The 24,886-nt window shown below is 49.3% G+C and carries 15 protein-coding genes and 1 pseudogene; 10 read left to right on the top strand and 6 right to left on the bottom strand.

The window, feature by feature from the left end:
* Positions 1-48: 48 nt before the first annotated feature.
* The 3 genes and pseudogenes from DW033_RS19480 to recR all read right to left on the bottom strand — a co-directional run.
* A pseudogene (locus tag DW033_RS19480) lies at positions 49-306 on the bottom strand (GNAT family N-acetyltransferase); the annotation flags it as partial.
* Between the two features lie 17 nt (positions 307-323).
* Positions 324-1,490, bottom strand: coding sequence for a glycosyltransferase family 2 protein (locus DW033_RS19475; protein ID WP_122383042.1), 1,167 nt, complete (start codon positions 1,488-1,490; stop codon positions 324-326).
* 25 nt (positions 1,491-1,515) lie between these two features.
* A complete protein-coding gene (gene recR / locus DW033_RS19470) occupies positions 1,516-2,142 on the bottom strand; it encodes a recombination mediator RecR (RefSeq protein ID WP_005868175.1) in 627 nt (208 codons plus the stop codon).
* A 484-nt stretch (positions 2,143-2,626) separates the two neighbouring features.
* Here recR and DW033_RS19465 point away from each other — a divergent pair, with 484 nt between their 5' ends.
* The 7 genes from DW033_RS19465 to DW033_RS19435 all read left to right on the top strand — a co-directional run bounded on the left by DW033_RS19465 (position 2,627) and on the right by DW033_RS19435 (position 14,341).
* Positions 2,627-4,624, top strand: coding sequence for an OPT family oligopeptide transporter (locus DW033_RS19465; RefSeq protein WP_048927444.1), 1,998 nt, complete (start codon positions 2,627-2,629; stop codon positions 4,622-4,624).
* 17 nt (positions 4,625-4,641) lie between these two features.
* A complete protein-coding gene (locus DW033_RS19460; protein WP_122383041.1) occupies positions 4,642-5,955 on the top strand; it encodes a SpoIID/LytB domain-containing protein in 1,314 nt (437 codons plus the stop codon).
* 148 nt (positions 5,956-6,103) lie between these two features.
* Positions 6,104-8,482 carry an FtsX-like permease family protein gene (locus DW033_RS19455; protein WP_048927446.1) on the top strand — a complete coding sequence of 793 codons (2,379 nt, stop codon included), beginning with the start codon at positions 6,104-6,106 and terminating at the stop codon, positions 8,480-8,482.
* Between the two features lie 225 nt (positions 8,483-8,707).
* On the top strand, positions 8,708-10,291 hold the full coding sequence (locus DW033_RS19450; protein ID WP_122383040.1) for a bifunctional UDP-sugar hydrolase/5'-nucleotidase: 1,584 nt from the start codon (positions 8,708-8,710) through the stop codon (positions 10,289-10,291).
* A gap of 41 nt (positions 10,292-10,332) precedes the next feature.
* A complete protein-coding gene (locus tag DW033_RS19445) occupies positions 10,333-11,796 on the top strand; it encodes a sodium:solute symporter (RefSeq protein ID WP_122383039.1) in 1,464 nt (487 codons plus the stop codon).
* A 44-nt stretch (positions 11,797-11,840) separates the two neighbouring features.
* Complete coding sequence (yihA, locus tag DW033_RS19440) at positions 11,841-12,443, top strand: ribosome biogenesis GTP-binding protein YihA/YsxC (protein ID WP_005856199.1); 603 nt, start codon at positions 11,841-11,843, stop codon at positions 12,441-12,443.
* A gap of 17 nt (positions 12,444-12,460) precedes the next feature.
* Entirely contained in the window at positions 12,461-14,341 is a 1,881-nt protein-coding gene (locus DW033_RS19435; protein ID WP_122383038.1) for a radical SAM protein, read from the top strand.
* 753 nt (positions 14,342-15,094) lie between these two features.
* On the opposite strand, the gene DW033_RS19430 is transcribed toward DW033_RS19435, so the two are convergent.
* Positions 15,095-17,401, bottom strand: a complete 2,307-nt coding sequence (locus DW033_RS19430; protein ID WP_121962711.1) for a TonB-dependent receptor — start codon at positions 17,399-17,401, stop codon at positions 15,095-15,097.
* Positions 17,402-17,501: 100 nt separating this feature from the next.
* Positions 17,502-17,855: a hypothetical protein gene (locus tag DW033_RS19425; RefSeq protein WP_122383043.1), complete on the bottom strand. Its 354-nt coding sequence runs from the start codon at positions 17,853-17,855 to the stop codon at positions 17,502-17,504.
* A gap of 96 nt (positions 17,856-17,951) precedes the next feature.
* On the opposite strand from DW033_RS19425, the gene DW033_RS19420 reads away from it, so the two are divergent.
* From DW033_RS19420 to DW033_RS19410, 3 genes are all read left to right on the top strand, one after another.
* On the top strand, positions 17,952-19,619 hold the full coding sequence (locus DW033_RS19420) for a putative transporter (RefSeq protein WP_121962712.1): 1,668 nt from the start codon (positions 17,952-17,954) through the stop codon (positions 19,617-19,619).
* Positions 19,620-19,702: 83 nt separating this feature from the next.
* Positions 19,703-22,624, top strand: a complete 2,922-nt coding sequence (locus tag DW033_RS19415; RefSeq protein WP_048927450.1) for an ATP-binding cassette domain-containing protein — start codon at positions 19,703-19,705, stop codon at positions 22,622-22,624.
* Positions 22,625-22,658: 34 nt separating this feature from the next.
* The gene (locus DW033_RS19410; protein WP_048927451.1) at positions 22,659-23,489 is read left to right on the top strand and encodes a hypothetical protein; all 831 of its coding nucleotides are present in this window, start codon (positions 22,659-22,661) and stop codon (positions 23,487-23,489) included.
* A 205-nt stretch (positions 23,490-23,694) separates the two neighbouring features.
* On the opposite strand, the gene DW033_RS19405 is transcribed toward DW033_RS19410, so the two are convergent.
* On the bottom strand, positions 23,695-24,882 hold the full coding sequence (locus DW033_RS19405) for a class I SAM-dependent methyltransferase (RefSeq protein ID WP_048927452.1): 1,188 nt from the start codon (positions 24,880-24,882) through the stop codon (positions 23,695-23,697).
* Positions 24,883-24,886: the final 4 nt, after the last annotated feature.

The following is a 24,886-nucleotide window of genomic DNA, read 5'->3' as shown; positions in this document are numbered from 1 at the left end:
TCTGCGCTTTTCTTTTTACCCGCATTTTCCCCACTTTAATTATTTCAAATGCGGCTCAAAATCGAATAAATCCACGATCCCCACGGAAGTCCCCGTATCGCATTCCTCGATCATGAAGCGAAGTTGGCGAGACTCATAGATACTCCGGTCGCTACCCGCTATATATTCCTTCAATATATAACGGGAATAGGGCGCCAAGGTATTCCCTACTTCCCATAACTCCGGATCATTCTCCCAACGATACAACAACTCCAGATCCTCTGGTTCCAATGCCCTCAAACGGACTCTATCATTCGACAACAACATATTTACTCAAGGATTACTTAAACAAGCCGACCACTCTTCTTCGTATATATATGGAAAACCGCTTTCTTGTTCACGAGCTTGTCCATGAACAAGAGCATCTGCTCGTAGCGGGCATCGGGGAAGCAGAAAGCGTAGTCCGTAAAGCCTTTCATCTGGTTCTTGCGACAGATAGCATCCATCACACGCTCCACGTCCAAATCCCAGAGATTCACGAATTCCAGATCCGGCATAGCTTTCAGGCAAACGGCCTTTACCTCCTCAAAATGATCCTCCCTGCACAAGATCAAAAGGCGGCGATGCTTAACCGCTTTAGCCTTCTTGCGTAGAGGGGCTGAAATCGTCGCCCAGCAAGCTTTCAGCAGGACAGCCAACCGGATCAGTATCCGCATCAACCAACCGGCTCCCGGATAATATTTCTTATAGAAAATCAACATGGCACCGTAAAAAGCCCTTATGTACCTCAAGTCACCATGCTTCGTACTCTCCCCCTTATAATGCAGGATCCGTTCCGGCACGTACAAGTTCTTATAGCCTCCCAACACGATCCGATAAGACAAATCGATATCCTCCCCATACATGAAGAACGACTCATCTAACAAGCCAACCTTATCCAACGCCTCATGGCGAAGCAACATGAACGCACCCGCCAGCACCTCCACCTTATGCGTCTGCTCTTTATCCAGATACGGCAGGCTATAACGTGCGAATGCCGGAGAGTTAGGAAACAGCTTTGAAAGGCCGAATATCTTGCAGAACGACACCCAAGGCGAAGGGAAAGCCCGTTTGCTCTCCGGCAAGAATACCCCGTGCCCATTCAGCATCTTCACGCCGATAGCTCCGATCTCCGGATCCTCATCCATCTGGAAGCACAGGCTGCGGAGGCTCTCCTCTCCCACCACGGTATCGGGATTCAGCAATAACACGTATTCCCCGGTGCACTGGCGAATCGCCTGATTATTGGCCTTGGCGAAACCGGGATTATCTTTATTCTCGATGAAAACCACTTCCGGGAACTTAGGCCGGAGATATTCGACAGATCCATCCGTCGAGTTATTATCCACCACGAACACCTCGGCGTCCATCCCCGTTACGGCGGCACGGACAGAATAGAGGCATTGCTCCAGAAAATACTTCACGTTATAGTTAACGATGATAACGGACAACTTGGTTTCTTCGTAGGTCATTCCGGATATTAATTATGAGTTATGATTATGAATTAGAAGAGGTGAGATTGAACTCAGTACGATTGATAATGGATCGTCCTAAGGTGATCTCGTCGGCATACTCGATCTCATCACCGATAGACACGCCACGTGCGATGACACTGATCCTCACATCGTAACCGGATAGCTTCCGGTAAATAAAAAAGTTAGTCGTATCGCCTTCCATGGTAGTGCTCAACGCCAAGATGATCTCTTTCACCTCACCTTCGGCCACACGTCGCACCAGACTGTCGATACGCAAGTCTCCCGGTCCGATGCCATCCATTGGCGAGATGATCCCGCCCAACACATGGTATACGCCACGGAATTGCCCGGTATTCTCTATCGCCATCACCTCCTTGATATTCTCTACCACGCAAACCAAAGAATGGTCACGGCTGGGGTTGGCGCAAATAGAGCAAACCTCATCATCACATATATTATGGCAGACCTTGCAGTACTTCACGTCTCGACGGAGGGCGACCAAGGCCGCAGCGAAGTTTTCCGTATAGCCGACGTCCCGGCGCAACATATAAAGCGCTAGCCGGAGCGCTGTCTTCCTCCCCACCCCCGGCAAGGAAGCCAATTCATTCACGGCATTTTCCAACAAGGCTGAAGGATATCTTTGATTCATCTACTTTCTGTATTTGACTACAAAAATAGAAAGAATTTACGAATTAACGATAAACCTCAAATTATTTACTCGGCTTCTCCCCCATCCCATTCAAGTCGCACATCTCTTGCTTGATATGTACAACTATAACTGCTCTAGGTATAATTGTTCATGTCCTCAAGTAATAAACATTCTTTTTGCCATATACAAACATACTTACTACTTGATCTATTTCCAAATGATCGCCGTGGGATGTACAGACCACGACGTGATTTGTATATTCCACGACTTGGTCTGTACAGATCACGCCGTGGTTTGTAGAATTATACAGCATGCGAACAAGAATTCATACGCTACTGGGCAAGAATTCATATAGATAATTTGGGTACGGTTGCCCTAACTATTCTAAAGAATCCTTGCATGTCTCAGCCAGAAAACATAAATTTGTCACCCAACACCCGTTTGGTGGAGCTATTACGAACTTATAATCTAACATTTTAATATCGTGAAACCAGAAAATGAAGAAAAGGTAACCGGGCTGCCAGAAAACGCCTACCGAGAATTAAAAGAAGGGGAAAGCTACAAGCCTCTTATGTCTCCCAACAAACACTATCCGGAGGTTACGCCTTGGTCCGTCCTTTGGGGATTGGTCATGGCGGTGATATTCAGCGCGGCGGCCGCTTATCTGGGCCTGAAGGTCGGTCAAGTATTCGAGGCCGCCATCCCGATCGCTATCATCGCCGTAGGGTTGTCTAGCGGATTCAAGCGGAAGAACGCCTTGGGAGAGAACGTCATCATCCAGTCTATCGGGGCTAGTAGCGGCGTGATCGTGGCGGGGGCCATTTTCACCTTGCCCGCCCTTTATATCCTGCAAGACAAATATCCGGAGATCACGGTCAATTTCTTCGAGGTTTTCATGAGTTCCTTGTTAGGAGGTATCATCGGGATCTTGCTATTAATCCCGTTCCGTAAATATTTCGTATCCGATATGCACGGTAAGTATCCCTTCCCGGAGGCTACGGCTACCACGCAAGTACTCGTCTCCGGCGAGAAAGGCGGAAGCCAAGCGAAGCCCTTGATCTTCGCCGGATTAATCGGTGGTTTGTACGACTTCATCATCGCCACCTTCGGTTGGTGGGGCGAGACGATCAGTACCCGTATCGTCGGAGCCGGTGAGATGCTGGCAGAGAAGGCCAAGATCGTATTGAAAATCAATACGGGCGCTGCCGTACTAGGTCTGGGTTACATCATCGGATTAAAATACTCCTTGATCATCTGCGCCGGTTCATTCTTGGTATGGTTGGTGATCATCCCCGCCATGTCCGCCATTTTCAGCGCCGACGTACTTACGTTCGGCAATGACGCTATCACGGCGACCGTCGGGAGCATGAGCGCCGAGCAAATCTTCACCACCTACGCCCGCCACATCGGTATCGGAGGTATCGCTACCGCCGGGGTGATCGGCATCATCAACTCTTGGGGAATCATCAAGGGAGCCGTAGGCTTGGCGGCGAACGAGTTGAAAGGAAAAGGAGACGCTGTGGAGAGTAATACTATACGTACGCAAAAGGATTTGTCGATGAAAGTGATAACGATCGGTATCATCGTATCGCTGATCGTCACCTTCCTGTTCTTCCAGTTCGGCGTACTTCATAATTGGTTCCATGCCGCCATCGGCTTATTGTTGGTCGGGGTGATCGCTTTCCTGTTTACGACCGTAGCGGCAAACGCTATCGCTATCGTAGGGACGAACCCGGTATCGGGCATGACGCTCATGACGTTGATCCTCGCCTCCATCATCTTGGTCGCCGTAGGGTTGAAAGGGCCGGCCGGCATGGTATCCGCCCTGATTATCGGAGGCGTGGTTTGTACGGCGCTTTCCATGGCGGGAGGTTTCATTACCGACTTAAAGATCGGCTATTGGCTGGGGAGCACACCCGCCAAGCAAGAGACTTGGAAATTCTTAGGCACATTAGTTTCCGCCGCTACGGTAGGAGGCGTGATCTTGATATTGAACCAGACGTACGGTTTCACGACCGGGCAATTGGCCGCTCCGCAAGCGAACGCTATGGCCGCCGTTATCGAGCCATTGATGAGTGGTTCGGGGGCACCTTGGGCTTTATACGCGATTGGAGCCGTCCTCGCCGTCGTATTGAACTTCTGCAAGATACCAGCGTTGGCATTCGCCTTGGGTATGTTTATCCCTTTGGACCTGAATACGCCGCTTTTGATCGGTGGAGCGATCAGTTGGTACGTAGGAAGCCGTAGCAAAGACCAAAGCTTGAACTCAGCCCGCTTGGAGAAAGGTACGTTACTGGCTTCCGGCTTTATCGCCGGCGGCGCCTTGATGGGCGTGGTCAGCGCAGCCTTACGTTTCGGCGGAATCAACTTGATGAACGAGGAATGGGCATCTAGCAATGCCGCCGAGATACTGGCGGTTGTCATGTACCTTGTCATGATCGCTTACCTCACATTTAATTCCCTGAACGCGAAAAAAGAATAGAATAAAGGAATAAGGATATGGAAGCACCTGTAATCAATGTGGGAATCATGACCCACAAAGCGATCTCATTTGTTTTTAACGAAGAGTATGTACATACGGAAACCGGCACGTTCACCATAGGCGAGCAACGTGCCCTCTGGGTAAACGGCAAGATCGTGTACAATGGGAAGCTTTATCAGGAGCTATTCTTTGAGCCGACCAGCCCGCAATCCTCTTTCGACTTGAAGGCGGTCACGATCGGCGTGGATTTTCACTGGCAACGACAGGAGGATCAACGCTTCAAGGGAGCGTTGAACCTCGTGGCGACCGATAAAGGAATCGTCACGATCAACCAAGTGGACGTGGAGGAATACCTTACCAGCGTAATCTCCTCGGAGATGAGCGCCAACGCTTCCAAAGAGTTGCTGAAAGCCCATGCCGTGATCTCACGAAGCTGGCTCTTGGCGCAGGTCGAGAAGAATTTCAGCTTGAACGGATCGGTTACGCCCTATAAAAGTTGTTACCGCGACAACGAGACCTTGATCCGCTGGTACGACCGGGAGGACCATGAGTTGTTCGATGTCTGTGCCGACGACCATTGCCAGCGTTACCAAGGTATTACCCGGGCATCGAATCCGATAGTCAGGGAGGTGATCAAAGAGACCCGTGGAGAGGTATTGATGGATAACGATACGATCTGCGACGCCCGGTTCTCGAAATGCTGCGGAGGCGTGACCGAGAAATTCGAGAATTGCTGGGAACCGGTTCCCCACTCCTATCTTACCGCATTGAGGGACGGCGAGACTCCCGCCTATCCCGACTTGACGGACGAGCGGGAAGCGGAACAATGGATACGTACCTCACCCGAAGCCTTCTGTAATACGACGGACAAGGAGATCCTTAGCCAAGTGCTAAACAACTACGATCAAGAGACCACGGATTTCTACCGTTGGAAAGTAGAATACACGCAAGAGGAACTATCGGGGTTGATCCACCGGAAAACGGGTATGGATTTCGGGCCGATCATCGATCTCGTACCGTTGGAAAGAGGTTCGTCCGGACGTATCACGAAACTCAAGATCGTAGGGGTACGCCGTTCGTTCACCATCGGCAAAGAGCTTGAGATACGCCGGACATTGTCCGAGACGCATCTATACAGCTCGGCCTTTGTTGTCGATAAGAAGGATATCCGCCTCGATATCCCCTCCCGCTTCATCTTAACGGGAGCCGGATGGGGACATGGCGTGGGGCTTTGCCAGATCGGAGCCGCCGTGATGGGAGCCAAAGGGTATTCGTACCGGAAAATCCTCACGCATTATTTCCCCGGAGCCTCTATTGAGAAAAGGTATTAAACAAAGGTGTCCAAAATCTGGACACCCTTGTCCAATTATTGGACACTCACAAATAATCATACGCTACTCACCCCTCTGTTTTTCAACCACATAAACACAATGGCACGGTATTTGATTTTATCTTACCGGAAAATAATACAATAACAATATGAAAAACATCGGGATCGCAATTCGCTCCCTTTTTAAGAGAGGGCAACACAATGTAATGAAGATTATCTCCTTGGGTATAGGACTGACCATCGGCTTGGTGCTGATCGCTAAAGTCCACTTCGAGAACACCTACGATAACTTCTATCCGGACGGAGACCGGATCTATCGAGTATATGAGAAATTTTTCATGAACGGGGAAGTGGGCGACCACGGGCAAACGCCCGCCGGAGTAATCCCCCTCTTGAAACAAGAGACACCGGAGATCGAGGCCGCCACACGCTATACGTACTTCCGGGGAAACTCCCCTTTTACGATGTCCGACAACAAGCATCGGCTCAAAGCGACCTTCATCCTAGCGGACAGTTGTCTTTTCGACGTATTGCCCCGCCCCATGCTCATCGGAGACCCTAAGCAAGTTCTCTCCCAACCCATGTACGTGCTCGTATCCGACGAGATCGCCGAACGTATCGGCGGTAACGTGATGGGAAAACGCTTCGAGATTGACGACGCGCCGGGACAAGCCCTCACGATAGGCGGCGTATTCAAGAAACTACCGGACAACACCGAACAGAGTTATGACATTATCGTATCCCTTTCTTCCATCAGCAAGTTCATGTGGGACGGAACCCATATGTTAACCGGAAACGACCGCTACCAAAGTTATGTCAAGGTATCGCCGGGTACGACAGAGGCCCAGTTGGAAGCGGGAATGAGACAGATGATCGACAAGCATTTCCCCGTAAACGACCTTAAGAAAGCCGGCGTGGAACTGACCTTCACCTTCCACAAACTACTCAACGTACATATGGAGGACGATATGGCCAAACGTATGGCCTTGATCCTCTCGTTCATCGCCTTCGTATTGATCTTCACCGCCGTAATGAACTATATATTGATCGTGATCTCCTCCATCGTGAACCGCACGAAAGAGATGGCCGTACGCAAATGTTACGGGGCGAGCGGTAAGGATATCCAAGGTATGGCGTTGTCCGAGGTAGGGACCCACGTCACCGTCGCACTAGTGCTGGTCGTACTTTTGATCCTAGGATTTCAAGGAATTATAAAGGAGCTGATCGGCACGGGAGTCCGATCGTTATTCCTATCCACGGGTATGTGGGCGATATGCCTCACGGTCATAGTCGTACTTATCTCTACGGGCATAGCTACCGGCTGGTTCTTAGGACGCATTCCTGTAGCGGCTGTTTTCCGGAGTATTCGTGAAGCACGCCGCCTTTGGAAACTGGGACTCTTGTTCTTCCAGTTCACGGCAATCAGCTTCCTCGCCTCCTTATTGCTAGTGGTAGGCAAGCAATACGACCATATGGTGAATGATCATCCGGGATACAATCCTGAGAACCTCGCCTATGTGTATATCGGCGCCGTAGACTCCACGGGGCGTGCCAAACTGATCGAGGAAACCCAGAGATTGCCCGAGGTAGACGCCATCACGACTTGCTATAACCTTCCTTTCTGGGGAGCCTCGGGCAATAACGTCTATCTTCCGGGAGACGACCGGGAACTATTCAACATCGCCGACCTCTACGACGTAGGAAACGATTACCTGAACGTATTGGAAATCCCGATCGTAGAAGGACAGTACTTCACAGAGAATACCACCTCCTCGCAAGAGATACTGGTGAGCCGCGATTTCATTGAATACATGAAACCTTTTGCCGACTGGAAGGATGGAGCCGTGGGCAAGACGGTACAAATAACCGGACACGATACCAAGTCCGAGTCGATGCCTCTCTTCACGATCCGGGGCGTATTCGAGAATTTCCGCCTAGGTTCCATAGCGGCAGAAGATCCGCGAGCCAAGATCATGTTCTATACGAAAGGGGCAGCCCAACATATGGTCATTCGGTACCATAGCCTTTCTTCCGAGGCCCTACGCAAGACACAGGATCTAATGGGGCAACTCATCCCGGATAAAGAACTCAACGTGATCTCCTTCAAGAGCGAGATGCTGGAAGGATACACCTCCTCCCGGAAATTCCGTGACTCCGTCATGATCGGTGGCATCGTCACCTTGCTGATCGTCTTCATCGGATTGATCGGATACACGAACGACGAGGTGAACCGTCGCCGGAAAGAAATGGCGATCCGCAAGATTAACGGAGCCACGGTAAAAGACATACTCCATATTTTCTTGAAAGATATCATCACCATGGCATTGCCGGCCATCTTACTAGGTTGCGGTATCGCTTTCTATATCTCCCAAAAATGGCAAGAACAATTCTCGGAAAAGATCCAGCTATCCTGGTATCTATTCGTGGGAGGAGGCGTATTGGTACTCACCGTCATACTGGCGGTTTCCGGATATAACGTATTCCGTACCACCCACGACAATCCCGTAAACAACCTCAAGTCCGAATAAATCAAAAGGGCCGCATCTTATCCGGACGGCGGCCCTTTGACTTAATGTTTACCTATTTCCCGGTTATGATGAACAACCGGTTCGCTTTCACTCTCACGAGCTATTACTATGACACAAAGGTAGGCCGAAGGTTTAAAACGATCAAAAAGAATTCGACGAATCAGGCGTTTTCCTCGGTGAATCCCGTTATTTTTCCTACTTTTGTCCCTATTAATACATACAACCATGGGACTGAAAAAACAATTCGTATCGGCGTTTTTGCTAGGCAGCGCGCTAACCGCTCCCCTATTCGCACAAGATATCGCCACCCCGTCCAGCTCGATAGACACTTTAGCCATTTTCTCATTCAACGATTTCCATGGGGCTTTCGCCTCCGACGGGATCACGCCGGGAGCCGCCCGGTTGGTACAAATGACACAAAACGAAAAGCAACGCTATCCGCATTCCATCGTTGTCTCAGGCGGAGATAATTTCAGCGGAAGCTATTTCTCCAAGATCACGAAAGGCGAGCCTATCAAAGAGATGTACGAGGCGATGGACGTGGAGATGTCCGCCATCGGTAACCACGAATTCGACTGGGGGCTTCCTTACCTAGTGGACACCGCCGCTTTGAATATCCCCCATGTGGCCGCCAATATCACCGAAGAGAAGAGATACACCCATCCCGACTGGTTGAGTCCCTACCGTATCGTAGAGCGTAAGTTGAAAGATGGCTCCTCCCTGCGCATAGCCTTCATCGGACTGACCACGACGGACACCTACGTCAAGACCAAGCCGGAGAACCTGAAAGGGCTTCAGTTCACGCATCCGCTGGGAGCGGCCTGCATACAAACCGTCTACCAGTTAAAGAAAGAGGGCCAGATCGATATGATTATCCTCTTGATGCACATCGGCACGGATATGAAAATGCCTTACCGCATCACCGAGGAGAACGCCCAAGGACTGCCGTTCATCGATAAGGTAGACGCCATCATATCCGCCCACTCGCATGAGCTGGTGCTCGATAAGATCAATAACATCCCCATCATCCAAGCCGGCGTAAACGGTACCCATATCGGGAAACTGCTGTTCCAGATACAGGATTTCAACGGACACCGGGATATCTCTTTCATCCAAGGGGATACCGTGCGTGTAGCCTGCGAGGAGAACCCGGAGATGCGAGAGGCCGTGGAGAAGATCATGGATAAATATCGGCTGAACGAGAAACTTGCCACGGCAAAAGAGGCCTTGATCCACGACCGTACCATCAATAAGTTCGACTATACGCCTATCGGGGCGTTGGTCACGGCCGCTTACGCCAAGCGTTTCCAAAAAGAGATGCCCGCTTACAAGGATCAGCCGGTGATCGGCGTAAACCATTACGGAGGTATCCGTGCGGCCCTCCCGAAAGGGGATATCACCCGACTGCGTGCCGGCAACATCCTGCCTTTCGGCTCCGCTATCGTTGCCTATCGTTTCGACGGCAAGCGGTTGAAGAAGCTATTGGAGGATGGACGGAAGAATCCGAACGGTTTCCTTCAATCCTCCGACCTCACGCTTACCCTAAGCGGAAATAAGATCGAGAAAATAGTCTATACAAGAGACGGGCAAAAGACCGAGATCGAGGACAATACCTCTTGCGTGGTGACCCTAGACGCTTTCATCACCGATGGCGGAGACGGGTACGACGCCTCTTTATTCAAGGGCTACGAGATCCCGGAATTCGATAATTTAGGTATCATATCGACCGACGCTTTCATGGACTACCTAAAGGGCTTCAAGAAACCCATCACGGTAGAATCCACGCATATGCCGGTTATTTCAAAGTAAAGCCGTATCTTTGCGCAGAAGAAGACAGAAGTTAGCAATACATGAACAGCTATATGATCCTTTTTATTATCGCTGCCTATTTCGCCGTCTTGCTGCTGATAGCATGGATCACGGGACGTAATAACAGCAACGAGGCATTCTTCCTCGGGAACAGGAAATCACCTTGGTATATCGTTTCTATCGGTATGGTAGGGACATCCTTATCGGGGGTGACGTTCGTATCGGTACCCGGCATGGTGCGGGCGATCGATATGACGTATATGCAGACTGTATTAGGCTTCTTCGTGGGATATATCATTATAGCCAAGGTATTACTACCGCTATACTATAAGTTGCAACTTACCTCCATCTACTCGTATCTGGATGACCGGATCGGGAGAAGGGGGTACAAGACAGGGGCCTCATTCTTCCTGCTCTCGAAGATCGTAGGGGCGGCCGCACGCTTATATCTAGTGGTCTTGATCTTGCAAACCTACGTGTTCAACGCTTGGAACATCCCATTCGCCGTGACCGCTATCCTCAGTATCCTGCTGGTATGGCTATATACGTTCCGGAGCGGTATCAAGACGATCATCTGGACAGATACGTTGCAGGCCCTTTGTCTCGTGGCAATGTTGATCGTGATCATCTGGCAGGTGAAGTACAAGATGGGACTGGATTTCGGGGGTATGGCGCAGACCTTGGTGGAAAGCCCTCATTTCCGGATCTTCGAGTTCGGCGATTGGCATAGTACGCAGAACTTCTTCAAGCAGTTCTTCAGCGGTATCTTTATCACGATCGTCATGACCGGGCTGGATCAGGACATGATGCAAAAGAACCTCTCCTGCAAGAGCTTGAAGGATGCCCAGAAAAACATGTACACATATGGCTTCGCCTTCACGCCGGTCAACTTCTTGTTTCTCGCGTTGGGGGTACTGCTACTGACATTGGCGGCACAGCGGAACATCCAGTTGCCAACCCTCAACGACGATATCCTCCCGATGTTTTGTACCTCGGGGATCTTGGGCGGGAGTATCTTGATCTTCTTTACGATCGGTATCATAGCGGCGGCTTTCAGTAGCGCCGACTCGGCGTTGACAGCGCTCACCACCTCTTTTTGCGTGGATATCCTCGGCGTGCAGAGAGAGGAAGCGAAAAGGGCGAAACGTACCCGCCTAAAGGTACACGTGATGATATCCGTCTTGTTCGTCTTGATCATCTTGGCGTTCAAGGCCGTAAATAACCGGAGTGTTATCGACGCGATCTACATGATAGCGTCGTACACGTATGGTCCTCTATTGGGGCTGTTTGTTTTCGGGCTTTTCACGAAGCGGAACCCCCGTGACAAATACGTGCCCTATATCTGTATAGCCTCCCCGTTGATTTGCCTCGCCACGGATTTCTTGGTGAAACAATACGCAGGCTATACGTTCGGCTATGAGATGCTTATGGTAAACGGAGGCATCACGTTCGCCGGGCTGTGGCTTTCGGCAATTGAAAATGGAAATTTGAAAATTGAGAATTAAGCCTAGCCATTATTCAATACTCATTATTCATTAATTTATATCTTATGGAAATTAAAAGCGCAGAATTTGTTATCAGCAACACAGACGTAAGGAAATGCCCCGAGGGTAATAAGCCGGAGTATGCCTTCATCGGACGAAGTAATGTAGGCAAATCCTCCTTGATCAATATGCTTACCAACAAGAAGGGCTTGGCGATGACTTCGCAAACACCGGGTAAGACTTTACTTATCAATCATTTTCTTATCAATAACGAGTGGTATCTGGTAGATCTTCCGGGGTATGGCTTCGCCCAACGAGGCAAGGAGAACCGGGAGCAATTGAAACGTATCATCGAGAACTATATCCTCGATCGCGAGCAACTGACCAACCTATTTGTCCTTTTGGACTGCCGCCACGAGGCGCAAAAGATCGATCTAGAGTTTATGGAATGGCTGGGTGAGAGCGGGGTTCCTTTCTCTATCATCTTCACGAAGATCGACAAGATCAGCAAGGGACGCTTGAAAGAGAACCTAAAAGTCTATACGGATAAATTACTGGAGACTTGGGAAGAGCTTCCTCCGATCTTCCTCTCTTCCTCGGAGAAGAAAGAGGGACGGGATGAGATTCTGGACTATATCGAGTCTATCAACAATAGCTTGAATAATTGAAAATTAGTTGAGTTGATATGGGATTAGCTTCGGTTCTTCTGGTTTTATCTCCGTTTACGCAGATCAATACGCCTTATCCTTCCACGGCTTACCTAAAAGGTTATTTGGAGGCAAAGGGTGTACGTGCCGGGCAGGCGGATCTGGGTATCGAGACAATCTTGACTTTGTTTTCCACGCAGGGTCTCGGGGAGTTATTCGCCGAGATCGAGCGACGGAAAGGTAAATATCCGGCTAAAGTCCGGGGGATGCTGGCTAATAAGCAACGGTATATCGACACGATAACCGCCGTCGTCGCTTTCCTTCAGGGAAAGAACGATCCTCTCGCTTATCGCATCTGTAATCAAGATTACCTTCCCGAAAGCGATCGCAGGAGCCAAAACGAGGAGGAGCTGGAATGGGCATTCGGTACTTCGGGATTACGGGATAAAGCCCGTTATCTGGCAACCTTGTATCTGGAGGATCTCTGCGACTTGATCCGGGAAACGATCGACCCGGATTTCGGTTTCAGCCGATATGCCGAGCATCTAGGCCGCTGCGCCTCCTCCTTCGACGAGATCGAGGAAGCCCTCCAAAAGCCTTTCAGCTTTATCGATCGCATGACGCAGCCACTATTAGAAAAGCACATAGCCGAGAGCAAGCCCAAGGTGATCGCATTCAGCGTACCTTTCCCGGGGAATTTATTCAGTTCCCTCCGGCTCGCCCAGTGGCTGCGGCAGGCACATCCCGATATCCCGATCCTTATGGGAGGTGGTTTCGTGAATACAGAACTTCGCTCCATCACGGATACACGCTTCTTCAAATACATCGATTATCTCTTGCTAGATGATGGAGAGAACCCACTTTTCCAAGTGTTACGCTATCTAGACGGGGCGATCCCAAAAGAGGAACTGGTACGCACCTTCTCCTTGGACGAGAGCGGTAGCCGGGTCGTTTATCAAGATAATCCCGCTTACCCCGCTTGCCGGCAAAGCGAGACCGGATTCCCGGATTACGAGGGCTTGCCGCTGGACAAATACATCTCCGTCATAGAAATGGCCAACCCGATGCACAAGCTTTGGAGCGATGGCCGCTGGAATAAACTGACCTTGGCGCACGGTTGCTACTGGGGGAAATGCGCCTTCTGCGACGGCTCATTGGATTACATCAAACGATATGAGCCGAATACAGCCAAGACTTTGGTAGACCGTATGGAGCGCTTGATCGAGCAAACCGGTGAGATCGGCTTCCATTTCGTGGACGAGGCCGCTCCACCCGCCTTGCTACGGGAAATGGCGCAGGAGATCATCCGCCGTGGGATAACCGTCGTGTGGTGGGGAAATATTCGTTTTGAGAAAAGCTATACTGAGGAAATATGCGACCTTCTTCAACGAAGTGGCTGCATCGCCGTATCGGGAGGCCTGGAAGTAGCCTCTCCCCGACTCCTCAAACTGATAAATAAAGGGGTGACAGTGGCTCAGGTGGCACGGGTCGCCAACAACTTTACCGGGGCTGGTATCATGGTCCATGCCTATTTGATGTATGGTTTCCCGACCCAAACCGCTCAAGAAACCATAGATTCCTTGGAAACAGTCCGGCAAATGTTTGAGCTAGGGCTGATCCAATCCGGATTTTGGCATCGTTTCGCCATGACAGCGCATAGCCCTGTGGGGTTGCACCCCGCCGAGTACAGTTGCCGTGTCACGGAGCCTCCCTTTGGCGGATTCGCCCGTAATGACGTACAGTTCGAGGCGCTATCCGGCTGCGATCCGGAGCTTTTCAGCGAGGGGCTTCGCGTTTCCCTCTATAATTACATGAATGGAACGGGGTTCGACTTGCCGCTGCATAAATGGTTTGGCGGGATAAAGGTTCCACGCACCACGTTGCCGCCCAATTATATCGAGAAGATATTGGAAAACTAGTTTGCCGACAGTTTTTCCGGCGTTTTGGGGCTGGCAATCCGATTGCCGAAGGGTTTTCCGGCGTTTTGAAGCCGGTCATCCAATAACTAGCGGCTTTTCCAACGTTTTGGAGCCGGTTATCCAATGACCGGCGGCTTTTCCAACGTTTTGGAGCCGGTTATCCAATGACCGGCGGCTTTTCCAACGTTTTGGAGCCGGTTATCCAATGACCGGCGGCTTTTCCAACGTTTTGGAGCCGGTTATCCAATGACCGGCGGCTTTTCCAACGTTTTGGAGCCGGTTATCCAATGACCGGCGGCTTTTCCAACGTTTTGGAGCCGGTTATCCAATGACCGGCGGCTTTTCCAACGTTTTGGAGCCGGTTATCCAATGACCGGCGGCTTTTCCAACGTTTTGGAGCCGGTTATCCAATGACCGGCGGCTTTTCCAACGTTTTGGAGCCGGTTATCCAATGACCGGCGGCTTTTCCAACGTTTTGGAGCCGGTTATCCAATGACCGGCGGCTTTTCCAACGTTTTGGAGCCGGTTATCCAATGACCGGCGGCTTTTCCAACGTTTTGGAGCCGGTTATCCAATGACCGGCGGCTTTTCCAACGTTTTGGAGCCGGTTATCCAATGACCGGCGGCTTTTCCAACGTTTTGGAGCCGGTTATCCAATGACCGGCGGCTTTTCCAACGTTTTGGAGCCGGTTATCCAATGACCGGCGGCTTTTCCAACGTTTTGGAGCCGGTTATCCAATGACCGGCGGCTTTTCAATAGTAGATCTTACATCCCGCAAAATAACTCCGCGGCATCCCCGGGCCATAGATATACCCGGCATCCCGATGCGCTCCCTTGTCGAAATCATCTTGATAGGAGTCGAAGATATTCTGTATTCCGGCGTTCACCTGCAAGGTTGCGGACTTGAAGATCGGGAAGTCGTAAGACAGCTTCAGGTTCAAGTCGAAGAAATCACGAGTCTTCTCCTCACGATCCTCGGGAATGTAACCCGCCAAGTGCTGCACCAACATGCTGCCCGTATAGGTTCCCGTCAAGGAAGCGGAGAAACGCTTGAGCGGCGTGAAGGTAGAAGTGAAATAACCATATACGTCCGGAGAGCGGAACATCTTTTTCTGCGGGGTGATATTCGGGTTCTCGCTCCATTGCTCTGCCTCCTTGTAGCGGCTCCGTTGCAAAGTAGCGCCCGCCTGTATCTGCATCCAAGAATAGGCCATCTTACCCTCCAGATTGATACCCATCACACGGGCACCCTTTCCATTACGGCGTTCCATCAGCAGGTTATTGTCCTCGTCACGGCCGATCTCCTCCAAGATAAACACGTTCCGTAAATCCGTATAAAAACCTTCCACCAAGAAATTCACTTGAACCGGGCCGAAGCGATGATAAAAATCCACGGAAGCGCTCACGCTCTGCGAATTCTCCTCCTTCAAGTCCGGAGAGATCTGGATGATCGCCACATCGCCCCCCACGGCGGTGATATGCAAATCCTCGTCGAACGCTTGAGGGGCCCGGAAACCACTGGAGTACGACATACGCAGGTTGATATCCTTCGTCGGATTGAAGCGCACGTTCGCACGAGGGCTAAAGATCACATGATCCATCATGTTATGCTTATCCAAACGGCCACCGATCAAGAAACTCCAACGGTCATTCTTCCACTCGTTCTGGGCGAAAGCGCTACCGATATGCACGGTCTGGGCGATCGTACGGTGATAGCCAAGCATCTCGTCTTGCAGATCATCGTAGCTATATTCGGCGCCTCCCGTAAAGGTAGCGGGCATAAAAAGGCATTTATCCCATTCGTAGGAATATTGGGCGCCACCGATAAAGGTCATGTCCGTCGTGTTACCATAGGCGTTCGGATCTTTTCCGGCACCGTAATAACTCTGGCGTTTCGTATGCTGGGCGGAGGTATACACATTCAGCCGATGATGGTAGCCGCGAGAGAAAAGATCGAATTTCAGGCCTCCCCCGTTGATCTGGTGGTCGGTCTGCTCGGTGATATCCGTCTCATGAGGCGGAAGATCCAATAAATTACCGCCCCGGCGGAACTCGCTGATGTTATGGTACTCGAAAGTCAGCTTGGAATAATTGCTGGTCTTCAAGAAAGAACGAAATCCTAGGGTCTTCCCCTCCAGCTTACCAAGCTCTGAGTAGCCGTCGCCATCATGGTCGTAAGAGGCACGGTGGCGGCCCTGCCCGAAGAGGTAGATACCCGCCTTATGATCGTCCGTCACCAACGAGGCGTTCACGGTCGTATTATTATCCGGACGGCTTCCCCCGATCATCGTCAACGAATGGGCGATCTGGGCAGAGTTGCGCATCGGCTCCTTCGTGATGATATTGATCGTACCGGCGATAGCGGACGAGCCGAACAAGGCCGAGCCTCCTCCGCGCATCACCTCTACCCGCTCGATCATATTCGCCGGGATCTGCTCCAAGCCATATACGCCAGTCAGGGCGCTGAAGATCGGCCGGCTATCCACCAAGATCTGGGTATAAGGGCCTTCCAGACCATTGATACGCACTTGCTGGAAACCGCAATTCTGGCAGTTGTTCTCCACACGCACGCCGGGCTGGAAGTTCAGACCGTCGGCCAAGGAAGTGGCGTGCGTAGTCTCGAACACCTTGGAGTCGAGTACATTTACCAAAGAAGGAGCCAGACGGCGGGTCGTCTCGTTACGGTTTGCCGATACGACGACACCGTCCAAGGAGACAGCGTCTTCCTCGGCATTGAAATTAATCTCCAATGTCTTCCCTTTCTTAAGGTTCACCGTCTTCTCCTCAGTTTTATATCCGATAGACTTCATGACCAAGGTATATTTTCCCTCGGGAAGATTTTTCATATAATAATGGCCGGTAGCGTCGGTGGTCGTACCGATCGTCGTACCGTGGAGGTAGACATTGATAAAAGAGAGATGCTCTCCTGTTTTCTTATCGAGGATATGACCTACGATATTAGCGTCGGAAGGATTCAGGGAAACATGATCGTCTCCCTCTGCCCACGCTGACGTAAAGATACAGCACAGGCATAGTATAAGTGTAATAAACTTATTCATTGCTTGATTAATAGTTGTTTGAATATTAATGATTACGAATTGCCGAGGAGACGGGGCATGCCCCGTCTCTACAAACGGATATTGATTTCTGGATATGTAATCAAACAACTGGGGGAGCCCGCAGGCATCGCAGTCCCTCAACGGAAGCGACATGATCCGGATAGACCGGAGACTCAGAGAGATTAGATATTTTTAAAGAATAGAATTGTAAACGTAACAGGTGAATCGCCCCGTCCATCACGTGAATAGACGAGAGCATATGAAACAACTGTATCTCCGCCAAAGAGGTATGATGATGGCAAGTACCGTCCGCCGTCTTCTTGAAAGGGTGCGCATGCACGATGGTCGTACCATGCTCCACATGGACGTGCGTAAAAAGCGAGACGCTGCTATAATACGCGATAAAAAGTACCGGCAGCAACCACTTTATATATTTAACCATCGTTTCCCTCACCCTGTACATCGTTATTTCGTGGGCAAAGATACTACAATTTTTTTAATTGCTTTGTTTTATGTATTTTCGCGTTTCTAAAGCAAAAAAGAAACTCTTATGAATTGGTTACTTGAGACGCTTACAGAACCCTCGATGATACAGGCCGTGGCTGTCATTTCTATCGTGGCGGCGGTTGGTGTATATTTAGGGCGGCTAAAGATATTCGGCATTTCATTAGGCATCACTTTTGTATTCTTCGCCGGTATTATGGCAGGGCATCTGGGCATTACCGTAAATAAGGACATGCTGAACTTCGCCCAGAATTTCGGGCTTATCGTTTTCGTATATACCTTGGGATTGCAGGTAGGTCCCGGTTTCTTCTCTTCCCTAAAAAAAGGCGGGGTGGAAATGAATACGATGGGATTAGGGGTGATCGCCTTAGGGCTGATCTTGACGTTGGTGTTTCATTGGGTAACAGGAATCTCCATCCCCGTTATGGCAGGGTTGCTATCCGGTGCCGTAACGAATACCCCGGCCCTAGGTGCCGCCCAGCAAGCACTCTTACAGATGGATCCGGGAAATACGAGGAACGTAACGGATATGGCTCTGGCCTGTGCCGTAACTTATCCATTAGGTGTCGTAGGCGTAATTCTCGCTATTATCATCTTGAGGTCCTTATTCGCTAAAAAGACACAGAACACGCATAAGGAGCAAGACACGACAACAAACGTAGCGGAATTTCAGGTATTAAACCCCTCTATTTACAATAAGAGCATCCAGCAAGTCATGAAATTGACAGAAAAACATTTCGTGATCTCCCGCCTCTGGAGGAACGGAAAGGTGACGATCCCTACCTCTGAAACCATCTTAAAGGAAAAAGACCATTTGCTTATTATATCCGTAAAGGCGGATGTCGAATCCATCAAGGTACTTTTCGGAGAACAAGAGACTACGGACTGGAATAAAGAAGATATTGACTGGAACGCTATCGACAGCCAATTGATCTCCCGCCGTATCGTCGTAACCCGCAACCGGGTAAACGGGGTAAAGCTAGGCTCGCTCCGGCTCCGCAACCTATACGGGATCAACATCACCCGGGTAAACCGTGCGGGTATCGATCTGGTGGCCTCCCGTGACCTCCGTCTACAGATTGGGGATAAACTAACGATCGTAGGCGAGGCCAATTCCGTGAATAACGTGGGTAAGATATTGGGAGACGAGCTGAAACGGCTGGATAACCCCAACCTGCTTGCCATATTCGTAGGACTTACGCTGGGCGTATTAATCGGGGCGATCCCAATCGCCATACCGGGAATGAGTACCCCCATCAAGCTGGGTATCGCCGGAGGACCGATCATCGTTGGAATCTTGATGGGTGCGTTCGGCCCCCGTTTCCACCTAACGACTTATACCACCCAGAGCGCGAACCTGATGATGCGGCAGTTCGGTATAGTGATCTATCTGGCGGGACTGGGAATCGACTCCGGAGCTCATTTCTTCGAGACCGTCTTCCGTGCCGAGGGATTGTTATGGATCGGTCTCGGTTTCCTATTGACGATCGTACCGGTCTTGATCGTCGGGTTCATCGCCTCGCAATTCTTCAAGCTAGATTACGCCCACAACATAGGTATGCTATGCGGAAGCATGGCCAATCCGATGGCCTTGAGTTATGCCAATACGACCGTCGAGGGTGACGAGCCTTCCGTATCTTACGCTACGGTTTACCCGTTATCCATGTTCATCCGGGTGATTTCTGCCCAATTATTGATCATGTTATTCACTTGACCGCTTAAAAAGTCTAACATTCGACCTGTTTTTTGTTTCACTTACCTTATCTTTGCAAGACATTTGAAACAATACTTTGATGAATGAATGAAACTATACTCAATGGGCTACTGAACTTGTTCGCTATATTTGCTTCGTTGGCAAAAATAGAAAGTGACCAAGCGCGTCAGGCCGTCAATTCTTACTTAACCAGTCACTTTGGTATCCGCTCCCATAAAGAATATATGGAGCTATTTGATGAGATACAAAGTGTTTACGATGATCCGGACTTCGATATCGATAGAGAGAGTGTTATTATCAACGTATGCAACCAGCTCAAGCCCAAATTGATTGCGGAAGACCAGCTATTGCTTCTTCTCCGTTTCATGGAGTTCGCCCATGGCAACAATGAAGGATTGAACGAGAACTTAGCCATTTTCCATAAGATCGCTACGATATTTAATATCGACACGGATACCTTTGACAATCTATACGCCTTTGTTGTCGGTAAAAAATCCCCCTCCATACTTACGATCAACGCTGATGATAGCGATAAAGACGTCAACCATATCTACAGAAGGGGGTTGGAGGGCGAGATACGGGTGTTAAGACTGACCCGGTTCGACCGAATGGTCTTTATCTACCAAGGCTGCGGACGGGTATTCATGAACGATATCCCGCTTACTTCCGGTATCTTCTATGGCTGGCAACGCAGCGGCGTAATCAAAAGCCCGCTATTCTTGCCGGTTTATTATAGTGATGTCCTCGATGTATTCAATCAGAATGAGCATAAGGAACGTATTTTATTAACCGGGAGGGATATCGAGTTCAGCTTCAAGAATAGCGAGAACGGTATGCACAATTTCTCTTTCAACCTTGAATCCGGCCAGTTGGTAGCCATCATGGGAGGAAGCGGCGTTGGTAAGTCTACCTTGTTAAGCATCTTAAATGGGAATATTATCCCCGGTGAGGGAAGTGTATGCTTGAACGGACATCCGCTGAGTGATCCGGAATGCAAGCAATTGATCGGTTTCGTGCCTCAGGATGACTTGCTGATCGAGGAACTGACCGTATTCCAAAATCTATGGTATACCGCCCGCCTTTGTTTCGCGAACCTGACCGAAAAGGAGATCGAGGATCGTGTCAATACGATACTGGAGGATTTGGATCTGAGCAAGATCCGGGATTTGGCCGTCGGGTCTCCAATCCGGAAAACGATCAGCGGAGGGCAGCGTAAACGTTTAAATATAGCACTGGAACTTATCCGTGAGCCGGCGATCCTTTATTTGGACGAGCCAACCTCCGGCCTCTCGTCCACCGACTCCGAGAAGGTCATCATGCTGTTAAAGGAACAAACGCACCGGGGACGGCTCGTGGTTGTCAATATCCATCAACCTTCGTCCGAGATCTATAAGTTGTTCGACCGCCTGTGGTTATTAGATACCGGCGGTTACCCGATTTACGACGGTAACCCGATCGAGGCGATCACCTATTTCAAACGGATCGCCAATTATACAGATCAAGACATCAGTGTTTGCGGCACCTGTGGAAATATCAATCCGGAACTAATCCTAACTATTATCGACGCAAAAAAGATAGACGATAGCGGAAACCAGACAAACATCCGGAAGATAACTTCAAAAGAATGGCATGAGTTATATGTAGCTTCCCGCCCGAAGTTCCAAGAGGTTAAGCCTACCCCCCTGCCCCCGAATCATCAGCAGAAGCCCTCGATCTGGAAGCAATTCTGTATCTTCTTGGAAAGAAACATAAAAACCAAGCTGACCAATAAGCAGTATTTGTGTATCGCCTTACTGGAGGCACCTTTATTGGCGGTGATCGTGGCCCTGCTCACCCGCTTCGTACCCGATGACGGGTATTCTTTGCTGGCGAACAAAAATCTGGTATCCTACATTTTCATGGCGGTGATTGTCGCTACTTTCACAGGATTAAGCATCAGTGCCGAAGAGATCATCAAGGACCGGACGCTCCTAAAGCGAGAACGATTCTTGCGATTGAGCCGAGGCAGTTATCTCTCGTCAAAGATGTTCTACCTGCTTTGTATCTCTGCGATCCAAAGTTTGCTATTCATAGTGGTAGGAAATTTATTGATAGGCATCGGAAGCGAGATGTTCCTTACTTGGTGGATCACGCTATGGGCAACCTCATTCCTCGCCAACCTGACAGGTTTGGTACTATCGCAATCCTTAAACTCGATCGTAGCGATCTATATAACGATACCGCTGCTTTTAATCCCGCAGATCTTACTTTGCGGCTTAGTTGTCAAGTTCGACGATCTGAGCAGGAGCGCATCCAGCCGGAACATAGTGCCCCTTATCGGTGAGGTTATCCCCTCACGTTGGGCATTCGAGGCGTTGGTTACGGAACAATTCCGAAACAACAGCTACAACCGCCTATTTTTCACGGTCGAGAAAGAAAAGTTCCTAGCGCAATATTACCGGAATGTCCATGCCGACGAGGTGCGCAGCCTCATAAACAGCCTCAACCTGATCCCGGAGAAACGGGAAGAGAACACCCGGACGATCCACAACGAACTGGCCGTACTATCCCGTGCCGCCCGTATCGCCCCCTATACGTCCAAAGAGAGTTACGAGAGCTATATGGATAAAGTGGAAAAAGCCCTGCATACCCGTAGCGATAATTTCACGGCGTTATTAGAGAAAAAACGGAAAGAGGTCATTCAAGAACATGGCTCCGAATGGTTGAACACCTTGAAAAAAGAGCACCATAACTCGGCCATTGAGGAACTGGTACTTAACTCAACCAGTACCCAATTCTATAAGGAGGCTCACAACCGGATCTATCCTAAAATCGGGCAGATTTATCTGGAACCGGACAATAATTGGGGACGTGCGCCTTTCTATAGTCATGAGAAAAAATTCGCCGGTTATACATTTTCTACTTTTACATTTAATTTATTAATGTTAGGAATCTTTGCTTTATTGGTAATTATATCTATCTTCGCAGAGTTTCCCGGCAAGTATTTAAACAAAGGGAGCGATTAATGACAAAATATATAATCTAAAAATAAAGAATAACATGAAAAAGAGTTTTGTTAGCCTGCTAACCATAGCAGCGATTACATTTGGAATGGTATCTTGCAACAGCAGTAAAAAACAAGACGCCGCTGAGCAAAAAGTAGAGGAAGAAGCAGCTATCGCAGGAGAAGTATCTAAAGGTCTGCTTACTGCCGAGTTGAAAGACGAGGTTACTCGTTTCTTGAAAGATATGCCGGATTCGGAGTTGCCTTACAAAGTATCTACCGGCGAGGTTACGATCTCTGTCGCTAATACTGATTTTATGTTGCCGGTCAGCAAGGTTTCCGAATTGAACACACAAGCCCAGAAAGCACGTGCTTGCGGTATCTACTTCGCAGACTTGAACGTATTGAAGGCTATGAAAAAGCCGACTACAGATATCGAGAACGTATTGGTTAAATTGACTACGGATCTGGATATTCCATTCGCTATCGACATCATGAAACAATCTGCTCCCGCTAACGCCAGCAAAGAGGAGTTAAGCAAATTCATGAAAGATCAAGAAAATAAGTTGATCGACGCCATGATGGAAAATGATAAGGCAGACGTTGAGCTTGAGTTGTTGGGTGGTATGGCCGTAGAATACGCGATCGTATACGCAAACCCGGGCTTGGTTGTTAAAGGCGACGCTATTTCCGCCGGTTTGAGCGAGAATATGGAAAAACGTATCGGTATCATCCAGCAGATCACAGCCGACTTAGCTAAATATTATCCTGACTTGGAGCAATTAGGAACTACAATCGCTCCGTTAAGCGGAATGGTAGCAACCATAAATATGGCTCGTGAGTCAAAAGCTAAGATTGAGGAAATGCGTGCGAATCTATTGAAGTAATATAAACCTCATATCATAAAAAGTGTATGGTGATAACATCATACACTTTTTTTATATCCCTTCGGATATCACTGCAACAGGCTTTGCAGTAGTACTGCAACAAGCCTTACAGTAGTACTGCAACAGGCCTAGCAGTAGTACTGCAACCCTTATGCAGTAATGCTGCAGCACCTATGCGGTAACACTGCAACGCCCATGCAGTATCCTATATCTTATGAGTTTTGATAAGTACCTTATCCCCATTTTCCAGAGTAGTAGCGAAAAGATAGATAGTTCCTCCATCCGCAATTTTAGTTCGCTTACGTAACTCATCCACCGAGAGGGGGAAATTGCGGACTGTGATATTCGCTTGGGGAATCTGCCTCGACAGGGTCTTACATTGTTTATTCGTAAAGGGGATCACTTCGTCTACCACAAAAGAACGTCCCGGAAAACTAGGGACAACCTCATCCGACGTATATAAATGACTGCTGACATGCAATTTATTCAATCCAAAACGAGTGGCGACCGCTTTAAACGCACCCGCCTTCAAGATGGAAGCGTTCGGTTCGTATAAATAACGCTTGACTTCTCCACGGATGGAAGCGACAGCTTCCCGTTCTTCCACCAATGAGAACACAAACAATTCCGGCTCTTCCTCCGAAGTGAAATTCACGCAACAGATCTGAGGACTCCCGCCTTTCGAGCCTCGCTCCAACACAAACAAAAGCTCCTTACATTCATTTTTCACCGAAAGCACCTGTATAGCTGTCACATCCGGAAGCAAATCCAACGTCATATGAATATCCGCCATCGGAGACAATTTAGCGATCACCTTAGGGGCATGGCCAAACAAGACAGGAACCAACTTTGTCAAATCCGGCTCGCAATCTTGCAGCGCAAAAACCCGCTTATTCCCCTCTCCCCTACGAGCCGGATCAATATAAAACACATCTATTCCATCGATCTTATCTATCAACTCCGTGGAATCACCATTCAATACCGTTATATTACCAGCATCTAAGACCTTGAAATTATGAATAGCTGCCTCGCAATAAGCAGGAAAGCGTTCGATATAGGTAACCTGTCGTACTTTCCGGGAGAAAAAATAGCTATCAATCCCTAACCCTCCGGTCAAATCACAAACATGTACCTGTGGCTCTACCAACCTCTGTTTGTACAAGGCAGTCTGTTCCGAGGAACATTGCTCCGCCGCTATCTTCGCCGGAAAAACCAGTCGATCGTTTTGATACCATGAAGGTAGTTTATCCTTGATCTGCCGCCGAGATTTTAATTGATCCACCACGAAAGGGATATCGATCCCCGGATAACGAGAGGCGGAAAGCAACAGACGATTCAAATCATCCGACGCATGTTCCTTGATAAATCGTGAAAGTTCCTCTATTTGTTCCATGCTT

Origin of the sequence: Parabacteroides sp. AF39-10AC (assembly GCF_003635405.1) — a bacterium.
GTDB lineage: Bacteria > Bacteroidota > Bacteroidia > Bacteroidales > Tannerellaceae > Parabacteroides > Parabacteroides distasonis.
Note: the sequence above shows the minus strand (reverse complement) of the source record. Positions and strands in the feature narration are given on the sequence as shown.